General features: G+C 41.6%; 12 protein-coding genes. 7 read left to right on the top strand and 5 right to left on the bottom strand.

The window, feature by feature from the left end; genetic code table 11:
* Nucleotides 1-115 precede the first annotated feature (115 nt).
* Both GJU41_RS04000 and GJU41_RS04005 read left to right on the top strand, forming a co-directional pair.
* Entirely contained in the window at nucleotides 116-3,229 is a 3,114-nt protein-coding gene (locus GJU41_RS04000; protein ID WP_070876926.1) for a cell wall-binding repeat-containing protein, read from the top strand.
* Nucleotides 3,230-3,558: 329 nt separating this feature from the next.
* A complete protein-coding gene (locus tag GJU41_RS04005; protein WP_070876927.1) occupies nucleotides 3,559-5,040 on the top strand; it encodes a cell wall-binding repeat-containing protein in 1,482 nt (493 codons plus the stop codon).
* Nucleotides 5,041-5,067: 27 nt separating this feature from the next.
* Here GJU41_RS04005 and GJU41_RS04010 read toward each other — a convergent pair whose 3' ends face one another.
* Nucleotides 5,068-5,709, bottom strand: coding sequence for an alpha/beta family hydrolase (locus GJU41_RS04010; RefSeq protein ID WP_070876928.1), 642 nt, complete (start codon nucleotides 5,707-5,709; stop codon nucleotides 5,068-5,070).
* 164 nt (nucleotides 5,710-5,873) lie between these two features.
* On the opposite strand from GJU41_RS04010, the gene GJU41_RS04015 reads away from it, so the two are divergent.
* The gene (locus GJU41_RS04015; protein WP_070876929.1) at nucleotides 5,874-6,821 is read left to right on the top strand and encodes an ABC transporter ATP-binding protein; all 948 of its coding nucleotides are present in this window, start codon (nucleotides 5,874-5,876) and stop codon (nucleotides 6,819-6,821) included.
* A 3-nt stretch (nucleotides 6,822-6,824) separates the two neighbouring features.
* Nucleotides 6,825-8,345: an osmoprotectant update ABC transporter permease/substrate-binding subunit OpuFB gene (opuFB, locus tag GJU41_RS04020; protein ID WP_070876930.1), complete on the top strand. Its 1,521-nt coding sequence runs from the start codon at nucleotides 6,825-6,827 to the stop codon at nucleotides 8,343-8,345.
* Between the two features lie 194 nt (nucleotides 8,346-8,539).
* Here the strand turns inward: opuFB and GJU41_RS04025 are convergent, their stop codons facing one another.
* Nucleotides 8,540-9,070, bottom strand: a complete 531-nt coding sequence (locus GJU41_RS04025) for a bifunctional transcriptional activator/DNA repair enzyme AdaA (protein ID WP_070876931.1) — start codon at nucleotides 9,068-9,070, stop codon at nucleotides 8,540-8,542.
* 115 nt (nucleotides 9,071-9,185) lie between these two features.
* Here GJU41_RS04025 and GJU41_RS04030 point away from each other — a divergent pair, with 115 nt between their 5' ends.
* The 3 genes from GJU41_RS04030 to GJU41_RS04040 all read left to right on the top strand — a co-directional run bounded on the left by GJU41_RS04030 (nucleotide 9,186) and on the right by GJU41_RS04040 (nucleotide 12,636).
* Complete coding sequence (locus tag GJU41_RS04030; protein ID WP_224771360.1) at nucleotides 9,186-9,695, top strand: methylated-DNA--[protein]-cysteine S-methyltransferase; 510 nt, start codon at nucleotides 9,186-9,188, stop codon at nucleotides 9,693-9,695.
* Nucleotides 9,696-9,738: 43 nt separating this feature from the next.
* Nucleotides 9,739-10,668, top strand: coding sequence for a patatin-like phospholipase family protein (locus tag GJU41_RS04035; protein ID WP_070876933.1), 930 nt, complete (start codon nucleotides 9,739-9,741; stop codon nucleotides 10,666-10,668).
* 339 nt (nucleotides 10,669-11,007) lie between these two features.
* Complete coding sequence (locus GJU41_RS04040) at nucleotides 11,008-12,636, top strand: M14 family metallopeptidase (protein ID WP_070876934.1); 1,629 nt, start codon at nucleotides 11,008-11,010, stop codon at nucleotides 12,634-12,636.
* Nucleotides 12,637-12,683: 47 nt separating this feature from the next.
* Here GJU41_RS04040 and GJU41_RS04045 read toward each other — a convergent pair whose 3' ends face one another.
* The 3 genes from GJU41_RS04045 to GJU41_RS04055 all read right to left on the bottom strand — a co-directional run bounded on the left by GJU41_RS04045 (nucleotide 12,684) and on the right by GJU41_RS04055 (nucleotide 15,770).
* Nucleotides 12,684-13,865: a NupC/NupG family nucleoside CNT transporter gene (locus tag GJU41_RS04045; protein ID WP_070876935.1), complete on the bottom strand. Its 1,182-nt coding sequence runs from the start codon at nucleotides 13,863-13,865 to the stop codon at nucleotides 12,684-12,686.
* 168 nt (nucleotides 13,866-14,033) lie between these two features.
* On the bottom strand, nucleotides 14,034-14,651 hold the full coding sequence (locus GJU41_RS04050; RefSeq protein WP_070876936.1) for a YczE/YyaS/YitT family protein: 618 nt from the start codon (nucleotides 14,649-14,651) through the stop codon (nucleotides 14,034-14,036).
* Nucleotides 14,652-15,041: 390 nt separating this feature from the next.
* Nucleotides 15,042-15,770: an amino acid ABC transporter ATP-binding protein gene (locus GJU41_RS04055; protein WP_070877003.1), complete on the bottom strand. Its 729-nt coding sequence runs from the start codon at nucleotides 15,768-15,770 to the stop codon at nucleotides 15,042-15,044.
* Between the last annotated feature and the right edge of the window lie 7 nt (nucleotides 15,771-15,777).

The following is a 15,777-nucleotide window of genomic DNA, read 5'->3' on the forward strand; positions in this document are numbered from 1 at the left end:
TAGCAGCTCCTTGTTTAAATCTACCTTAATTATATAGAAATCTTTACCAAAAATGGGGTTTCTGTGTTTTAATAGAAACTGTAAATATTATGAATCTATTAAGCGGAGGTTTCAAATGACGAAAAGAAAGTTTAGCAGTTTCATGGCAGTCATTCTGATTTTTGCCCTGTTTTTCAGTCAGTTTCCTTTAAAGGATGTTTTGGCCGCAGAAGCAGATGTGCCGAAAGAAGAAGCCAAATTAACCATTTCAGAACCAGTTGAAGGTTTGTTTGAGGAATCGGAACAAGTACATTGGTACACAGTTGATCCAACTCAAGCAGAAATAAAAGATTACACACATTTGCGCATGAAGCTTCAATCTGAAGCTGAACTCAATGTAACGGTATACTCCAGCCTCGAAAATGCAATTGATAATCGTGCATTCGACAGATACATGGGGTATTCTTACGCCGATCAGCCGGCTGTTATTGATTTTCCGGTAGCATGGGCTGGACCTTTTTATATTAAGGTAGAGCATTATGCCATGGAAGAGGAATACATAGAAGAAGAGATGACGATTGAAGCAGAAGAGGAAGAGCCGTCCATGCCTGCCGCTTCATATACAATCAGCTATGATGGAGTCACACTTCCTCCTTCTGAATATGCAAGCACAGAAGAATGCCCGGCTGAGCTTAGCACAAAAGAAAGAGAAAACGGCAAAGCTATTTTAAAAGATTTGAGAAGCATTCGTGAAGATGTCCTTGCTAAAACAGAAAATGGAAAAGAACTGTCTTCCATGTATTACAAGATTGCTCCATTTTTAAGCACGAAAATGGTTTTCAGCAAGACGATCCGCGATAACGTTTATCAGGATTTAATCCAATTAAAAGATTTGTTTGCAGATGTTGCTGCAAAGGGCAGCAGCAGTACGTATAAAATTACAAGCGCGGATCAAGATGCGATCAATCGTTTATATAGCACAGCGCTTGAATCAGTACCGTCTTTCCTGAAGGATCAAATTGAAAAAACAGGGAAGAGCATCGGAATTTCAACCGTAACGAACAAAACGGTTTCATCTATTTTACAAAAAGGCGGATATTCAGTACCTGCTGCAAGCAGCTATGAAAACCGTGTAATTGTAAAGCTAAAAGAAGGCAAGAAAATAAGCAGCATTCAATCAAAAACAAAATCATTCGGCATTCAGTCGGCTTCACCGCTAAAAGCGAATAAATCGGTCTTCCCTGATATGTATGTAATGGAAGTAGAAGAAAGCTCAGCTGATTTCAAAGCCTCAGCAAAAACGTTAAAAACAGCTGCAGGACAGCTTGCAAAGCTGCCGGAGGTTGAATATGCAGAACCTGTTCAGCAGTACAAAGCATTTACTGCTGACGCTCAATATCCATATCAATGGTCATTGAAAAATGAAGGAAAAGATGGCGGCATTGCAGATGCTGACATTCAATTTGAACAGCTTCAAAAAGTATTAAAAGGCAGACAGCTGAGTGATTCAGTGATTGCTGTAGCTGATACAGGAGTGGATCATACTCTTGCAGATTTAAGCAGCAGGGTACTGACTGAAAAAGGCTACAACTTTATTGAGAAAAACACAAATGCCATGGATGACAATGGACATGGAACTCATGTGTCAGGCATCATTGCGGCAGAAGCAAATAACCATTATTCAATGGCAGGCATTAATCCTCATGCCAAAATTCTTCCTGTAAAAGTCCTTGATGCAGCAGGAAGCGGAGACACTGAAGGAATCGCATTTGGAATTCGATATGCTGTAGATCAAGGTGCACGGGTCATTAACTTAAGTCTTGGCGGGGGATACAGCCGCGTCATCGAGAGTGCCTTAAAATATGCATATGATCATGATGTAACAGTTGTAGCAGCAAGCGGAAATGACGGAATGGAAGAGCTCTCTTATCCTGCTTCTTCTAAGTATGTCATTTCAGTAGGCGGAACAAACCGCATCGACCTTGTATCGGATTATTCAAACTATGGAAATGGTCTTGATCTTGTTGCACCAGGTACAGACATTCCAAGCTTAATGCCTGATGGCAATGTAACGAATATGACTGGAACATCAATGGCAACACCTCATGTTGCAGCAGTGGCAGGTCTTCTTCTTTCACATAATCATGATTTAACGCCAGGTGAAGTAGAAGGAATCTTAACAAAATCTGCCGCAGACATCGCGTTTGATGAACAGGATAATCCTATGGATGACTATGAAGAGTATCCATATGACGAAGAATACCCATACCCTGAAGAAGAAGTCATTCCAGGCTATGACACAGTTTCCGGCTGGGGCCGTCTTGATGCCTTCGGAGCAGTGAAAGCATTCGATCGAATGAATATTCCTATGGAGCGGATTTCTGGTTCAGACCGCTATGAAACAGCCGTAAAAGTATCAAAAGAAAGCTTTACTGGTTCCGGTACGGTTGTCATTGCAACAGGCAAAAATTATCCGGATGCTTTAAGTGCAACACCGCTTGCACATAAAAACAAAGCTCCTCTTTTATTAACAGACACCAACACACTTCCTGCTGTTGTAAAAAGTGAGCTTAAGAGATTGGGAACAAAAAAAGTCATTTTGGTTGGCGGAGCATCTGTTATTACAGCTAACGTAGAAAAAGAGTTAAAAGCAGCCGGCATTACAACAATCTCAAGAATCAGCGGTAAAGACCGTTACGCGACATCTGTCAATATCGCAAAACAGCTTGGAGCAGTGGACCGTGCTGTAGTTGCAACAGGCGAAAGCTTTGCAGATGCCTTATCGATTGCGCCTATTGCTGCATCGAAAACTATGCCAATTCTTTTAACTAAGAAAAATGCAATCCCTGATTCTGTGAATCAATACGTTAAATCAAGCAAAATGAAGCAAACCTTTGTAATTGGAGGCGCAGGGGTTGTGCCTGATAAGATCGCCAAAGGTTTCCCAAATCATAAACGCATCAGCGGGGCAACTCGTTATGAAACAAACAGCAGCATTATCAAGTACTTTGCAGCTGATTTGAATATGGAAAGTCCGTTTATCGCAACTGGAGCAAACTACCCGGATGCCTTGTCGGGTTCTGCTGCCGCAGCGGTTCATGGCAATCCTATGATTTTAACAAATCCTAAAGCAGCTGAGCAGACAACGATCGATACACTTGCTGCTTATGCAGATTCAGCTAAAATGTATTACATCATCGGGGGAGAAAATGCTCTTCCCGAATCAGCAATTGCCTCATTATTTGAGTAATTTGCACAAGAAAAAGTCCTGATCTGATCAGGGCTTTTTTCTTAGGAGATAAGAAAGTATATAATTTTGCGCTTCGATGGCGAGCTCCATCGCCCAACTCCTCGGCCAGAACGGATCCGAAAGTATTGGCAAAAAGCGCCTTTTCTGTCGGATCCTTATCTGTCTGTCTGCGCTAAACGGGCGCTTACGCTTTTCTTATATTTTTCTTGTCAAAATAAGTCGAAAGAAATAGTTTATTAGACATCCTAAATTTTGGTAAATATATCTTACATCTGTCGAAAATTGCGAGTATAATCTAATAGATTTCATATAGAAAACAGGGGGATAACATGAAAAAAGAATTGATTTTAGCATGCGGATTATTTCTTGCACTTCCTTTGGGGCAGGGATTTGCAGAAACAAGTCCGGTTCAGGCAGCCGAACAGAAAATGGCATCTGCTCTTAACCAGAAGGGCTTAGGGCAAAACGAAATGAAAGCAGCAAGTTTTAATGAGGATGAAGCAACTTATTACGAAGAAGAACCTAACAATGTTATGGGGAAAGCTACCTACTCCGAAGTTGATTATTATTTATCTGGAAGTATACATAATCAAGTCTCCAATAATGGAAAAGATGTCGATTACTTCAAGTTTTCAGTTGCCGAAAATGAAGAATATTCATTACTATCTTTAATGGTAAATGAAGATGAGATCAATGAAGAAACTTCACGAGTGATGAAGGTGCGATTACTTGATGCTAGCGGTAAAAAAGTTGCTGAAAGTGAATTGCTTGAAGATGATGAAGGTGGAGGTCTTCAGTATCTGGATGCATCACTTGCTCCTGGAACTTATTATATTGAGGTCACAAATCCTTTTTCAACAGACTTAAATGAGGATTATTTAATTTTCCATTCTATCGGTTATGAAGAAGGACCGCTCGAGACTACGTTCGAGAGAATCTCCGGCAAAGACCGTTATGAAACAGCTGTAAAGCTTTCTCAGGACGGCTGGGCTGACGGGGAATCAGAGTTTGCTGTTCTTGCAACCGGAACGAATTTTCCAGATGCTCTAAGCGCAACGCCGCTTGCTTATCGATACGGCGCTCCACTGTTGCTTACAGACCCTAATACTCTTCCAGCTTCAGTGAAAGCTGAGCTTGACCGATTAAATGTACAGGATGTTTTTTTAGTGGGAGGTAAGGGAGCAATCTCTGAGAACGTTAAAACTCAGCTGGAAAAAATGGGTATATTTGTAACTAGAATCAGCGGCAAAGACCGTTTTGAGACTTCTGTTAAAATCGCTGAGGAAATTGGTACTTATGGAACTGTTGTAGTTGCAACAGGAAAAACATTTGCAGATGCTCTATCTATTGCTCCAATCGCAGCTCAAATGGAAATGCCGATTTTACTTGCAAATAAAGACTCAATTCCAGCATCTGTTACTAGTTACATGAAAAGCTGGGAAGCAGATAAAACGTATGTTATTGGCGGAACAGGTGCTATTTCTGACGCGACTGCAAAAAAACTGCCAGGGATGAAACGAATCAGCGGCAAAGACCGCTATGAAACAAACAGCCGGATCATTGACCAATTTGCAGATGAGATTGACCCATTCTACACGTATCTTGCCACTGGAACAAACTATCCTGATGCACTTGCAGGTTCTGCACTTGCAGCCATGAGCTTCAGTCCTGTCGTATTGACAGATCCAAAGCAGGCTAACGCTGCTACGAAGACAACCGTTCAAAAGTATATGGATTCTACAGCGGTTTATTACATCATTGGGGGAGAAAAAGCTCTTCCTCAAAGTGCCATTGATCAGCTGTTTGAATAAAAAGAAGCGCGGCTCGCTGCCGCGCTTTTAAAATGCTTCAATCTTCGTCATCACTTCTTTTAATATATCAATGGAACCCGCAGGATCCCCTTCCACTTCTAAACTATGATTTGCCTCAGGAATAAGGAGGGAGTCGATAGCCGGATTTTTCTTCAGCTCCTGAAATCTTTCTTTTTTATAATAAGGATCCTTATCACCAATGATGCACAATCCTCTTTTTTTTCTTTTTACCATCGATCCAAAAACATCTTCCCGATTTAAAAGCGGCGTTAACCAAATCACTTTTGCATCGAAAAAGGCTGTTCTGCCAAGTTCAGAAGCTAATGCTATGGTCCCCAATGATTTTCCTATCAGATAAAAATTACTGTAAGTATGTGAGCTTAATACAGTGTCGATGACGTTTCTTACATCTCTTTTTAACGCCTCATCGAGTTCTTCATTTGAAAAAGATTCATAGAATGCTGAATTGTATTGATAATTGATATGCAGTACATCCACATTTTTATTTATGTATACTCCTGTTGCATAATGAAAAAGAGGTCCCTGAGCTGTATATCCCAGACCTGGAAACATGATGGCGAGGCTTTTTGATTCAGAATTATTGCTGAGAAGCGTGTATGAAATGATAGCATCCTTAAATCCGGTTACAGAATCTGTTTTGATCTTCATTACTGGCTTCACCCTCTCTTTTCTAGTATTATACAGATAATTCCACTCTTGCTTAAGGAAAAGTTTTTGTTATTTGAAAAAACATGAATACCTCCTGATTATTTCGGGTAATAGAGGTAAAGGTATGATTATTTTTCCACTACATAATAGAAAAAGGTGAGCTGATGATCCGCTTTGAGAACGTATCTAAGGTGTATAAGGATGGTACAAATGCTGTTCGTTCCTTGGATTTAACGATAGAAAAAGGGGAATTTTTTGTTTTTATCGGGCCATCCGGCTGCGGAAAAACAACAACGATGAAAATGATTAACCGTTTGATTGATGCAACGGACGGATCTGTGTTTATCGACGGAAAAAATGTTCATGACTATGATATTCATGAGCTGCGCTGGAACATTGGCTATGTCTTGCAGCAGATTGCGCTGTTTCCGCATATGACGATTGAGGAGAATATCGCGATTGTTCCTGAACTCAGAAAATGGGACGCGGATAAAATCAGTAAACGCACAGATGAGCTGCTTGAAATGGTAGGTCTTGAACCAAGTACATATAGAACACGGAAACCGAGCGAGCTATCGGGAGGTCAGCAGCAGAGAATCGGCGTCATCAGGGCGCTTGCGGCAGATCCTGATATTATTCTAATGGACGAACCGTTCAGCGCGCTCGATCCGATCAGCCGTGAAAAACTGCAGCAGGATATGCTGGATCTGCAGAAGCGAATACATAAAACGATTGTCTTTGTTACACATGATATGCAGGAGGCCTTGGCTTTAGGAGACCGCATTTGTGTAATGAAGGATGGAGAGGCTATTCAGATTGATGCACCTGAAGCGATTATTGCAAATCCTGCAAATGAGTTCGTCAAGCAATTTATCGGCAATCGTGCCGCGGCTAATGTGATGGATGGTTCTATTGAAGGGATTGTGCGTCCTCCTCAGGAGACAGATCCACTTAAAGTGCCGCTTTCTCATTCCGCAACGATCAGAGAGGCCTTAGCCCGTTTAGGAGATGAAGACATGGTTCCAGTTGAACGGAATGGGCAAGTAATCGGCACCATTACAAGAGAGTCTGCCGTTCAGTTTCTATCTGGACGAACGGAAGAAAGAGGTTAATCGATGAATGCATTTATTGATGTTTTTAAGGAAAGACAGGGTGAGCTTGTGACCGCTCTGTTTGAGCATATTCAAATTTCTTTCATAGCTTTATTGTTTGCAGTGGTGATCTCAATTCCGCTTGGCATTTATTTAACGAGAAAAACACAGGCGGCTGAAGGGGTGATCGGGGTTTCTGCGGTCCTGCAGACAATCCCATCGCTTGCCCTGCTGGGACTGCTGATTCCTCTTGTTGGAATTGGGGTTGTGCCTGCTATTATTGCATTAGTGATTTATGCGCTGCTGCCAATCTTAAGAAATACATACACGGGGATTAAAGAAGTGGATCCTTCCTTGATTGAAGCTGCAAGAGCGATGGGGATGAACAGCTCAAAGCGCCTGTTCAAAGTGGAGCTTCCGCTTGCTCTCCCTGTCATCATGGCCGGTATCCGTACAGCTATGGTGCTGATCGTTGGAACAACAACACTTGCCGCTCTTATTGGAGCAGGGGGCCTCGGGAAGCTGATCCTCCTTGGAATTGACCGAAATGACAATATGCTGATTTTGCTTGGAGCCATTCCAGCCGCATTGCTGGCTATTTTCTTTGACGTCCTCCTTCGATTAGTGGAAAAAGCATCTGCGAAACGATCGATGAAAGCCATTGGGATTGCAGCATTGATTGCCATATTGATCGCTGCCGTTCCGCTTGCATTCGGCACAGGGAAAAAAGACATTGTGATTGCAGGGAAACTTGGCTCTGAGCCTGAGATCTTAATCAATATGTACAAACTGCTGATTGAGCAGGACACAGATTTAGAAGTTGAAGTGAAGCCGGGTCTTGGAAAAACGTCGTTTGTTTTCAATGCCCTTGAATCAGGAGATATCGATATTTACCCAGAGTTTACGGGAACAGCCATCACTACCTTCTTAAAAGAGGAGGCAGTCAGCACAGACAGGAAAGAAGTGTATGAGCAGGCGAAAGTAGGCATGGAGAAAGAATTTGATATGGCTTATCTAGAACCGATGCAGTTCAACAACACCTACACGCTCGCTGTTCCAAAAGAAGCTGCCAATCAGTATGGCCTTGAAAAAATGTCTGATTTAAAACAAGTCGCAGGCAATATGAAAGCCGGGTTCACCCTCGAATTTTCAGATCGAATGGACGGTTATAAAGGGATTCAAAAGCTATACGGAACAACCTTTCCAAACTTAAAAACAATGGAGCCAAAACTGCGCTATGAAGCGATTCAATCAGGGGAAATCAACCTTATTGATGCTTATTCAACCGACAGTGAACTGAAGCAGTATAACTTAACGGTTCTTGAAGATGATAAAAATCTGTTTCCGCCTTATCAGGGAGCACCTTTATTAAAGCAGGAAACACTTGAAGAGCATCCGGAAATTGAAGATGCTTTGAACAAACTAGCCGGCAAAATTACAGATGATGAAATGCGTGATATGAATTATCAAGTAAACGTAGAAGGAAAACCGGCTGCAGAAGTGGCAGAAGATTATTTGCAAAATGAAGGCTTGCTGAATAAGTAGAAGTTAAAAGAGAGAATTCCGTGCGGATTCTCTCTTTTTTTAGAGATAAGATAGGATAAAATTTTACGCTTCGATGGCGAGCGGAATCGCTCAGGCTCCTCGGCCAGAGCGGCTCCAAAAGTATTGGCAAAAAGCGCCTTTTCTGTCGGATCCTTATCTGACATGCCTGCGCTAAACGGGCGCTTGCGCTTTTCTTAGTGAGTCGTACGGTATTCGGTTGGCGAGAGATTCGTTTTCTTTTTAAATACGGCTGAGAAGTGAGAGGCATTTTTAAACCCTGCAGCAGAGGCGATTTCATGTATGGGAAGCTCTGTTTCAAGAATCAGCTGCTCAGCCCGCTGAACCCTTTTCTCCAGCAGATACTGGCTAGGCGAAGTATTCGTTTCATCTTTAAAAATCCGCTGCAGATGAAAGGGACTTATATAAAGCTTTTCTGCCAATTTACCCAGAGTCATTTCATCTGTAAGATGATCAGCTAGATAGGCTTGTGCTGTTTGTATGATTGAAGGAGTCAGCAGCTCATCCGGACGGCATCGTTTACAGGGACGCAGTCCATCACGAACAGGGGTGTCAATATCTGCATAAATCGTGACATTCTCCTGTTTCGGTGTTCTTGAAGGACAAGAAGGCATGCAAAAGATTCGAGTTGTCCGGACACCGTAATAGAAAATGCCATCATAGGTTTGATCGCAGGATACGATGGCATTCCAAAATTTCATTTCCATAAGATCAGCTCCTTTCTTTCATTTTATCACGTGGGTGTTTGATCTCGAAATAGAAGAAATGAAACCGCAAAAATACAATAGTGGAGACGTTTATAATAAGAAAATGGGAGGTGTCATGCAAATGAAAGGATATTATCAATCACCGATCGGATGGATTGAAGTGATTGGTTCTGAGAAGGGAATTTCCGGTGTTTCTTTTACTGATGCTGCAGAAAAAGAATCAGACTGTCATCCCTATATTGAGCGGTGTATTCAAGAACTTGATGATTATTTTAAAGGAGAAAAACCATTTTTTACGGTTCCAATTGATGGTAACGGAACGGTTTTTCAGCAAAAAGTATGGTCTGAAGTCAACTGTATTCCGTTCGGACAAACAGCTTCATATTCCAAAATTGCGGATAAAATAGGAAGCCCGCAAGCGTCAAGAGCAGTCGGCATGGCTAATGGCAAAAACAAGCTGGGCATTTTGATTCCGTGCCATCGGGTCATAGGGAAAAACAGCAGCCTGACGGGATACGCCTGGGAAACGTGGAGAAAACAATGGCTGCTGAACCATGAAAAGAAAATGCTGGGAGAAAGGAATCATTTGAACATTGCAAAAAGGAATTCGGAGCTGAAATCTTGAAGGTAGGAAGGGAGAAAATCTGATCCTGCGGGGTGAGGAGTTTATGAAGGCAGACGGGGTCTTTGAAGGCGGAGGCGTTCGGGGAATTGCGTTTACCGGCGCCATTCAGGCAATGGAAGAAGAGCAGGTAGAGTGGGATAGACTTGCCGGCACATCAGCTGGGGCGGTAATCGCTGCTCTTTTGGCAAGCGGGTATAAAAGTTATGAAATTCGCGATCTTCTTATTCAAATGGATTTTACTAAATTTAGAGGCAAATCTTTTTTAAATTATATTCCGATTGTCGGCGGGCTCTTTGAACTCATGATCCATTTAGGATTTTACAAAAATGATTATCTGGAAGAATGGGTTGATTCTATGCTTGCCGCTAGAGGGATCAGGACATTTGCCGATCTGCCTGAAGGGAAACTGAAGATTATCGCATCAGATGTTTCAAACGGAGAAATTCTTATTTTGCCGGATGATTTGCCGAAATACAGCATGAAACCAGGGGATGTAAAAATATCAACTGCCGTCATGATGAGCGCCTCCCTGCCATTTTTCTTCAGGCCGGTCAAATGGAAGTCAAAAACAAGATTTACCTCATATATTTTAGATGGAGGGCTGCTCAGCAATTTTCCGATCTGGATCTTTGATTCGAAAGAGGAACCGCGCTTTCCAACATTCGGCTTCAGGTTTGTGAAAGAGGAAATTCAGATGGGAGCAGTCATTCCAACACCCGTCCATCTCTTTAAAAATATTTTTAAAACGATGCTGCAGGCACATGACCTTAGACATCTAACCAAAGAAACAAAAGAAAGAACGATTCAAATCCCTACAGGGGGTATTACCGCAACTGATTTTGATTTGAAGGACGAAGAGATTGCCTTGCTTTATCAATCGGGATATTCCGCGGCAAAAGCATTTCTGCAGGGATTTGAGTTTGAAAAATATAAGGAACTGAGAAAAAAGAAAAAACTGCACGGAGACCAATGATAATGTTGGTCTCTTTTTTTACGATATGAATGGAGCCCTATAAATTCGATAAACGGCTAACATTGATAGTCAAAAAAACATTCTATGCGAAAACAGCTTTTTTTACAAATGAAAAAATGATTCAAAAGGAGGAAAAGCTAAATAAATTCGAAAGCTGCTGGGTTATCCTTGCTATGAATCCTTCGAATCACGAAATAATAATTGAATCATTTGTCCTGATTTAGACGAAATAAACAAAAATGTCGAATTTTATGGGGATAAGAAACTATTCTTAATTTTTTGAAAATAAATCCCTTTTCCTCTATCATTAGATTCACAAGAAGAAAGAGGAGGCAGTCCATGAAAAAGGTTCTAAAAAAAAGCTCGATTCCAGTATTATTGACAGCCAGTTTTTTATTAGCGCCTGCAGTGAGCGCTGAAACACCGTATTATGGGAAGACGTACAGCCAGCCTGAACAGGTAAGGCCGCTGTTTCCAGAGGTTGAAGTAACGGATGGAACACCTGCATTTGTAAAAGGAGAAGAAGCTTTTACAACTCAGGAGGAAATGCTTGCTTACATAGAAGAGCTGAAAGCGAAGAGCCCGTATGTTTCGGTGAAAAACATCGGCACTTCTCAAAATGGCCTGGAAATGCCTGCCCTTTATTTTACGAAAGATCAAAAAATCAATCCTAGTTATTTATCCCGCAAACCGACTGTTTGGATTCAAAGCCAGATTCATGGAAATGAGCCGGCAAGCGGAGAATCGATTTTAGCGATTGCGAACCGGCTGACAGGAGACCTTGGAGATGAGGTATTAGATAAAATTAATGTCATCATCGTTCCCCGCGTGAATCCGGACGGCTCGTATAATTTTAAACGCCAGCTGCAAAACGGACTTGATGGAAACCGGGATCATGTAAAGCTTGAATCTCCAGAGGTGCAGGCGATTCATCATGAATACAACAAGTATACTCCAGAGGTTGTCATTGATGCTCATGAATACACACCTTATACAAGTTCTTTTGACGATTTCGGAGAGGATGGACTGCTGAAATATCATGATATTTTGCTATTATCGGGAAGAAACTTAAACATTCCTGAAAAAATTCGGACGATGTCTGACAGCCTGTATGTCGATCCTACTTTAGACACGTTAGAAGACAAGGGCTTTACAGGTGACCGCTATTATACAACTGGTGTAACTAATGGAGAGATTGATATCCTTGAAGGGGGAACTGAGCCGCGCATTGGCCGGAACTCATTTGGCCTGCAGACCTCGTTTTCATTTTTAGTTGAAAGCCGCGGCATCGCCATTGGAAGAGAAGATTTTGGCCGCAGAGTCGCTGCTCAAATTGCGACGCACGAGCATATTTTAAGACAGACTGCAGAGAATGCGAAAAAAGTAAAATTGACCGTCGCGCTAGAGCGTGCAAAGCTTGTCAAGAAAGGGCTGCGCAGTAATGATAAAGATCCAATCATCGTCAACAGCGAAGCCGTGGAACTTGAAAATCAAACACTTGAAATGATTGATATCGCAACGGGCACTGTAAAAGATATCCCAGTGAACTATTTCAGTGCAACAGAAGCAGAACCGACGTTAACGAGAGAAAGGCCGACAGCCTATGTGCTGAAGCCTGAACAGGGAGAAATTGCTGCTAAGCTTAAGAATCAGGGCTTGAAAGGATTCCAGCTGCCAAAGCAAATGAAGCTGCCGGTTGAAGCTTATGAAGTAACCAGCAAGGAGAACACGGAGAAGTATGAAGGCATCCAGCTTGCAGAAGTTCAGACGGAGCTTAAAAAGAAAGAGGTTGTGTTCCCGAAAGGCACATACGTTTTCTTATCTGCACAGCCGCAAAACAACTTGATGTCACTCTCTTTAGAACCGGAATCGATTGACAGTTATATCACATTTGGATACATTCCTTCTGAAGTTGGACAAGAGCTGCCGGTTTACAGGTTTATGTTTGATGGAAAGAGGCTGAAATAAGGATAAAAAAAGCAGCAGGGATACTAACATCCCTGCTGCTTTTGTTCTTATAGTACGATACTTACAATAATCGCAGATAAAATACTTACAAGTGTAGCACCGTAAAGCAATTTCAATCCAAAGCGGGCAACAACATTCCCTTGTTTTTCATGAAGTCCTTTAACAGCACCTGCAATGATTCCGATTGAAGAGAAGTTAGCAAAGGATACAAGGAATACTGAGATGATTCCAAGTGTGCGCTCGCTGAAGTTCTCAGATACTTTTGCCAGATCCATCATCGCAACGAATTCGTTTGTCACTAATTTAGTGGCCATAATTCCGCCCGCAGCAACTGCTTCACTCATAGGAACACCCATGATTAATGCAAATGGTGCAAAAATGTAGCCCAAAATTGCCTGGAATGTAATGCCGAAAATCATATCAAAAATGCTGTTTACAGCTGCGATTAAAGCAACGAAACCGATAAGCATTGCGCCTACGATAATAGCTACTTTAAATCCATCCATGATATATTCGCCAAGCATTTCGAAGAAGGATTGCTTTTCTTCTTCTTGAATGACAAGAATATCTTCTTCATCAGTAACAGTGTAAGGATTAATGATAGATGCGATAATGAATCCGCCGAACAGGTTGATGACGATTGCTGTTACAACGTATCTTGGCTCGATCATTGTCATGTAAGCACCAACGATAGACATTGATACCGTAGACATAGCTGATGCACAAAGCGTGTAAAGACGCTGTGATGATAATTGGCCAAGCTGTTTTTTAACAGTGATGAAAACTTCAGATTGTCCAACAATGGCAGATGCCACTGCGTTATATGATTCGAGTTTGCCCATTCCATTGATTTTGCTTAATACAAATCCAATGCCTTTCATGATAAAAGGAAGGACCTTAATGTACTGGAAAATCCCGATAAGTGCTGAGATAAAGACGATTGGAAGCAATACATTCAAGAAAAATGGAGCTTGTCCATCATTTGCAAGTCCGCCGAAAACGAACATGATTCCTTCATTTGCATAGCCAAGCAATTTGCCGAATCCATCAGCAATCGCTGTGATCATGATTAAACCAAACTTCGTGTTCAATAAAAGGAACGTTAATAGAATTTGAATCACAATCATTAGGGCAACAGGTTTGAACTTAATTTTTTTGCGGTCGCTGCTTGCAGCCCATGCTAATCCGAGTACGATCGCTAGACCGAGAAGGGCTATTAGGTATTTCATTTTCTTCACCTCTGAGATGTATTTAAAAGCATTTTTGAAAAGAATCTGTATACGCTTTCATCTAATTCCAAAAAGAGAGTCAGCGTCATCTGATGTCTGACCTCTGACGTATTTAACTATAATAGATTAATAGGAACAAAGCAACCCTATTTTTTAAAGAAATTTGGTTTATTTATAAGATAGTCTGCTGCTCATTCTTGCTAATAACCCTTCAAATTTAGGGAAAAAGTACTGAACAACAAAGCCTAATGTAAGCGTGACGATAAATGTTCCGATCCCGATTGCCCCTTGAAAAATAAAGGCAAGCAAAAGAGCGAATGCTTCACTGATAATTCGTGAATTTCTTAAGTTCAAGCCAAAGCGAGTATGAATCGCAACCATCAATGTGTCCATCGGGCTTGCAGGGAATTTAGCCTGCAGGTAAATAGCTACTCCGACGCCCATTGAGAGAATGCCGGCGATAAGAGCTGAAGCCTGGAAAAACAGGACAGTTGGCGAATAGTGTTTTAAAACAACCAAAAGCCAAAAATCAATCAATGCTCCAATTAGGAGAATACTTGCTGCTGCAAGAATTTCAGGCTTTTTCTTCATCAAAAAAGCATTGATGAAAATTAAAGCGATTCCATTAATGAAAATACAAGTTCCGACTGTCAGGCCAAACATGTTTGATTCGCCTACAGCGAGCGCGTCCCATGAAGATGCTCCTAAACCTGATTTGATAATCAGAGAAACACCAAGTGTTAAAATCAATAATCCCGTGATAAAAAATAATGCTCTTTCTTTCATCAAAAATCCCCTCTCAAGCTGGTATCTATTGTAAGTAATTGGATGTTAGTCATCAGACCTCTTTGAACCGTTTTCATCATACTCAATTCTGCAGTCAAAAGCAATATGAAATTTATTGTAAAGAGCACATAAAAAGACGTGAGATCCGAAAATCTCACGTCTTGTCTGTGTTTTAAAGAATTAAAAAAGTTAAAAGGTTGGCGGATATGAAATAAAGTGATCTGAGCTTTTGTTCATAGATAAGAAAGTATAAAATTTTGCGCTTCGATGGCAAGCGGAACCGCTCAGGCTCCTCGGCCAGAACGGATCCGAAAGTATTGGCAAAAAGCGCCTTTTCTGGCGGATTCTTATCTGTCATGCCTGCGCTAAACGGGCGCTTCCGCTTTTCTTTTAATTTAACTGTGTCGTTCTTAAAAATTCTTTTGTGCGTTCTTCCTGCGGATTGGTAAAGAAGTCGTCAGGATGGCCTCTCTCAACAATTCGCCCTTCGTTCATATAAACAATCCAATCGGCCACCTCGCGGGCAAATTGCATTTCATGCGTGACAACAACCATCGTCATTCCTTCAACAGCGAGCTCTTTCATTGTAGCTAATACTTCACCTACAAGCTCTGGATCAAGTGCTGATGTTGGTTCATCAAATAGCATGATTTCAGGCTTCATCGCAAGGGCGCGGGCAATCGCCACACGCTGCTTCTGGCCTCCTGAAAGTTTATTTGGATACACATCGGCTTTATCTGAAAGGCCTACTTTTTCAAGCAGGGCACGAGCTTCAGAGGCTGCCTGTTCTTTTTTCATTTTTTTCACCATAAGCGGTGCTTCCATGATGTTTTCAATCACGGTTTTGTGAGGGAATAATTGAAAGTGCTGAAAAACCATTCCGACTTTTTGGCGTACCTCATTGATGTCATGTGTAGCTTGAGTGATTTCTTCGCCGTTAATGATGATTTTTCCATTGTCTTTTTTCTCAAGGAAGTTCAGGCATCTGAGCAGGGTGCTTTTTCCGGATCCGCTTGAACCGATTAAACAGACAACATCACTTTCGTTCACCTTCATATCAATATCTTTTAATACATGCAGGTCGCCGAATGATTTATTCAGCTTTTCAACCTTGATCATTTCTTTC

This window comes from Metabacillus idriensis (assembly GCF_009674765.1).
Classification (GTDB): domain Bacteria; phylum Bacillota; class Bacilli; order Bacillales; family Bacillaceae; genus Bacillus_P; species Bacillus_P idriensis.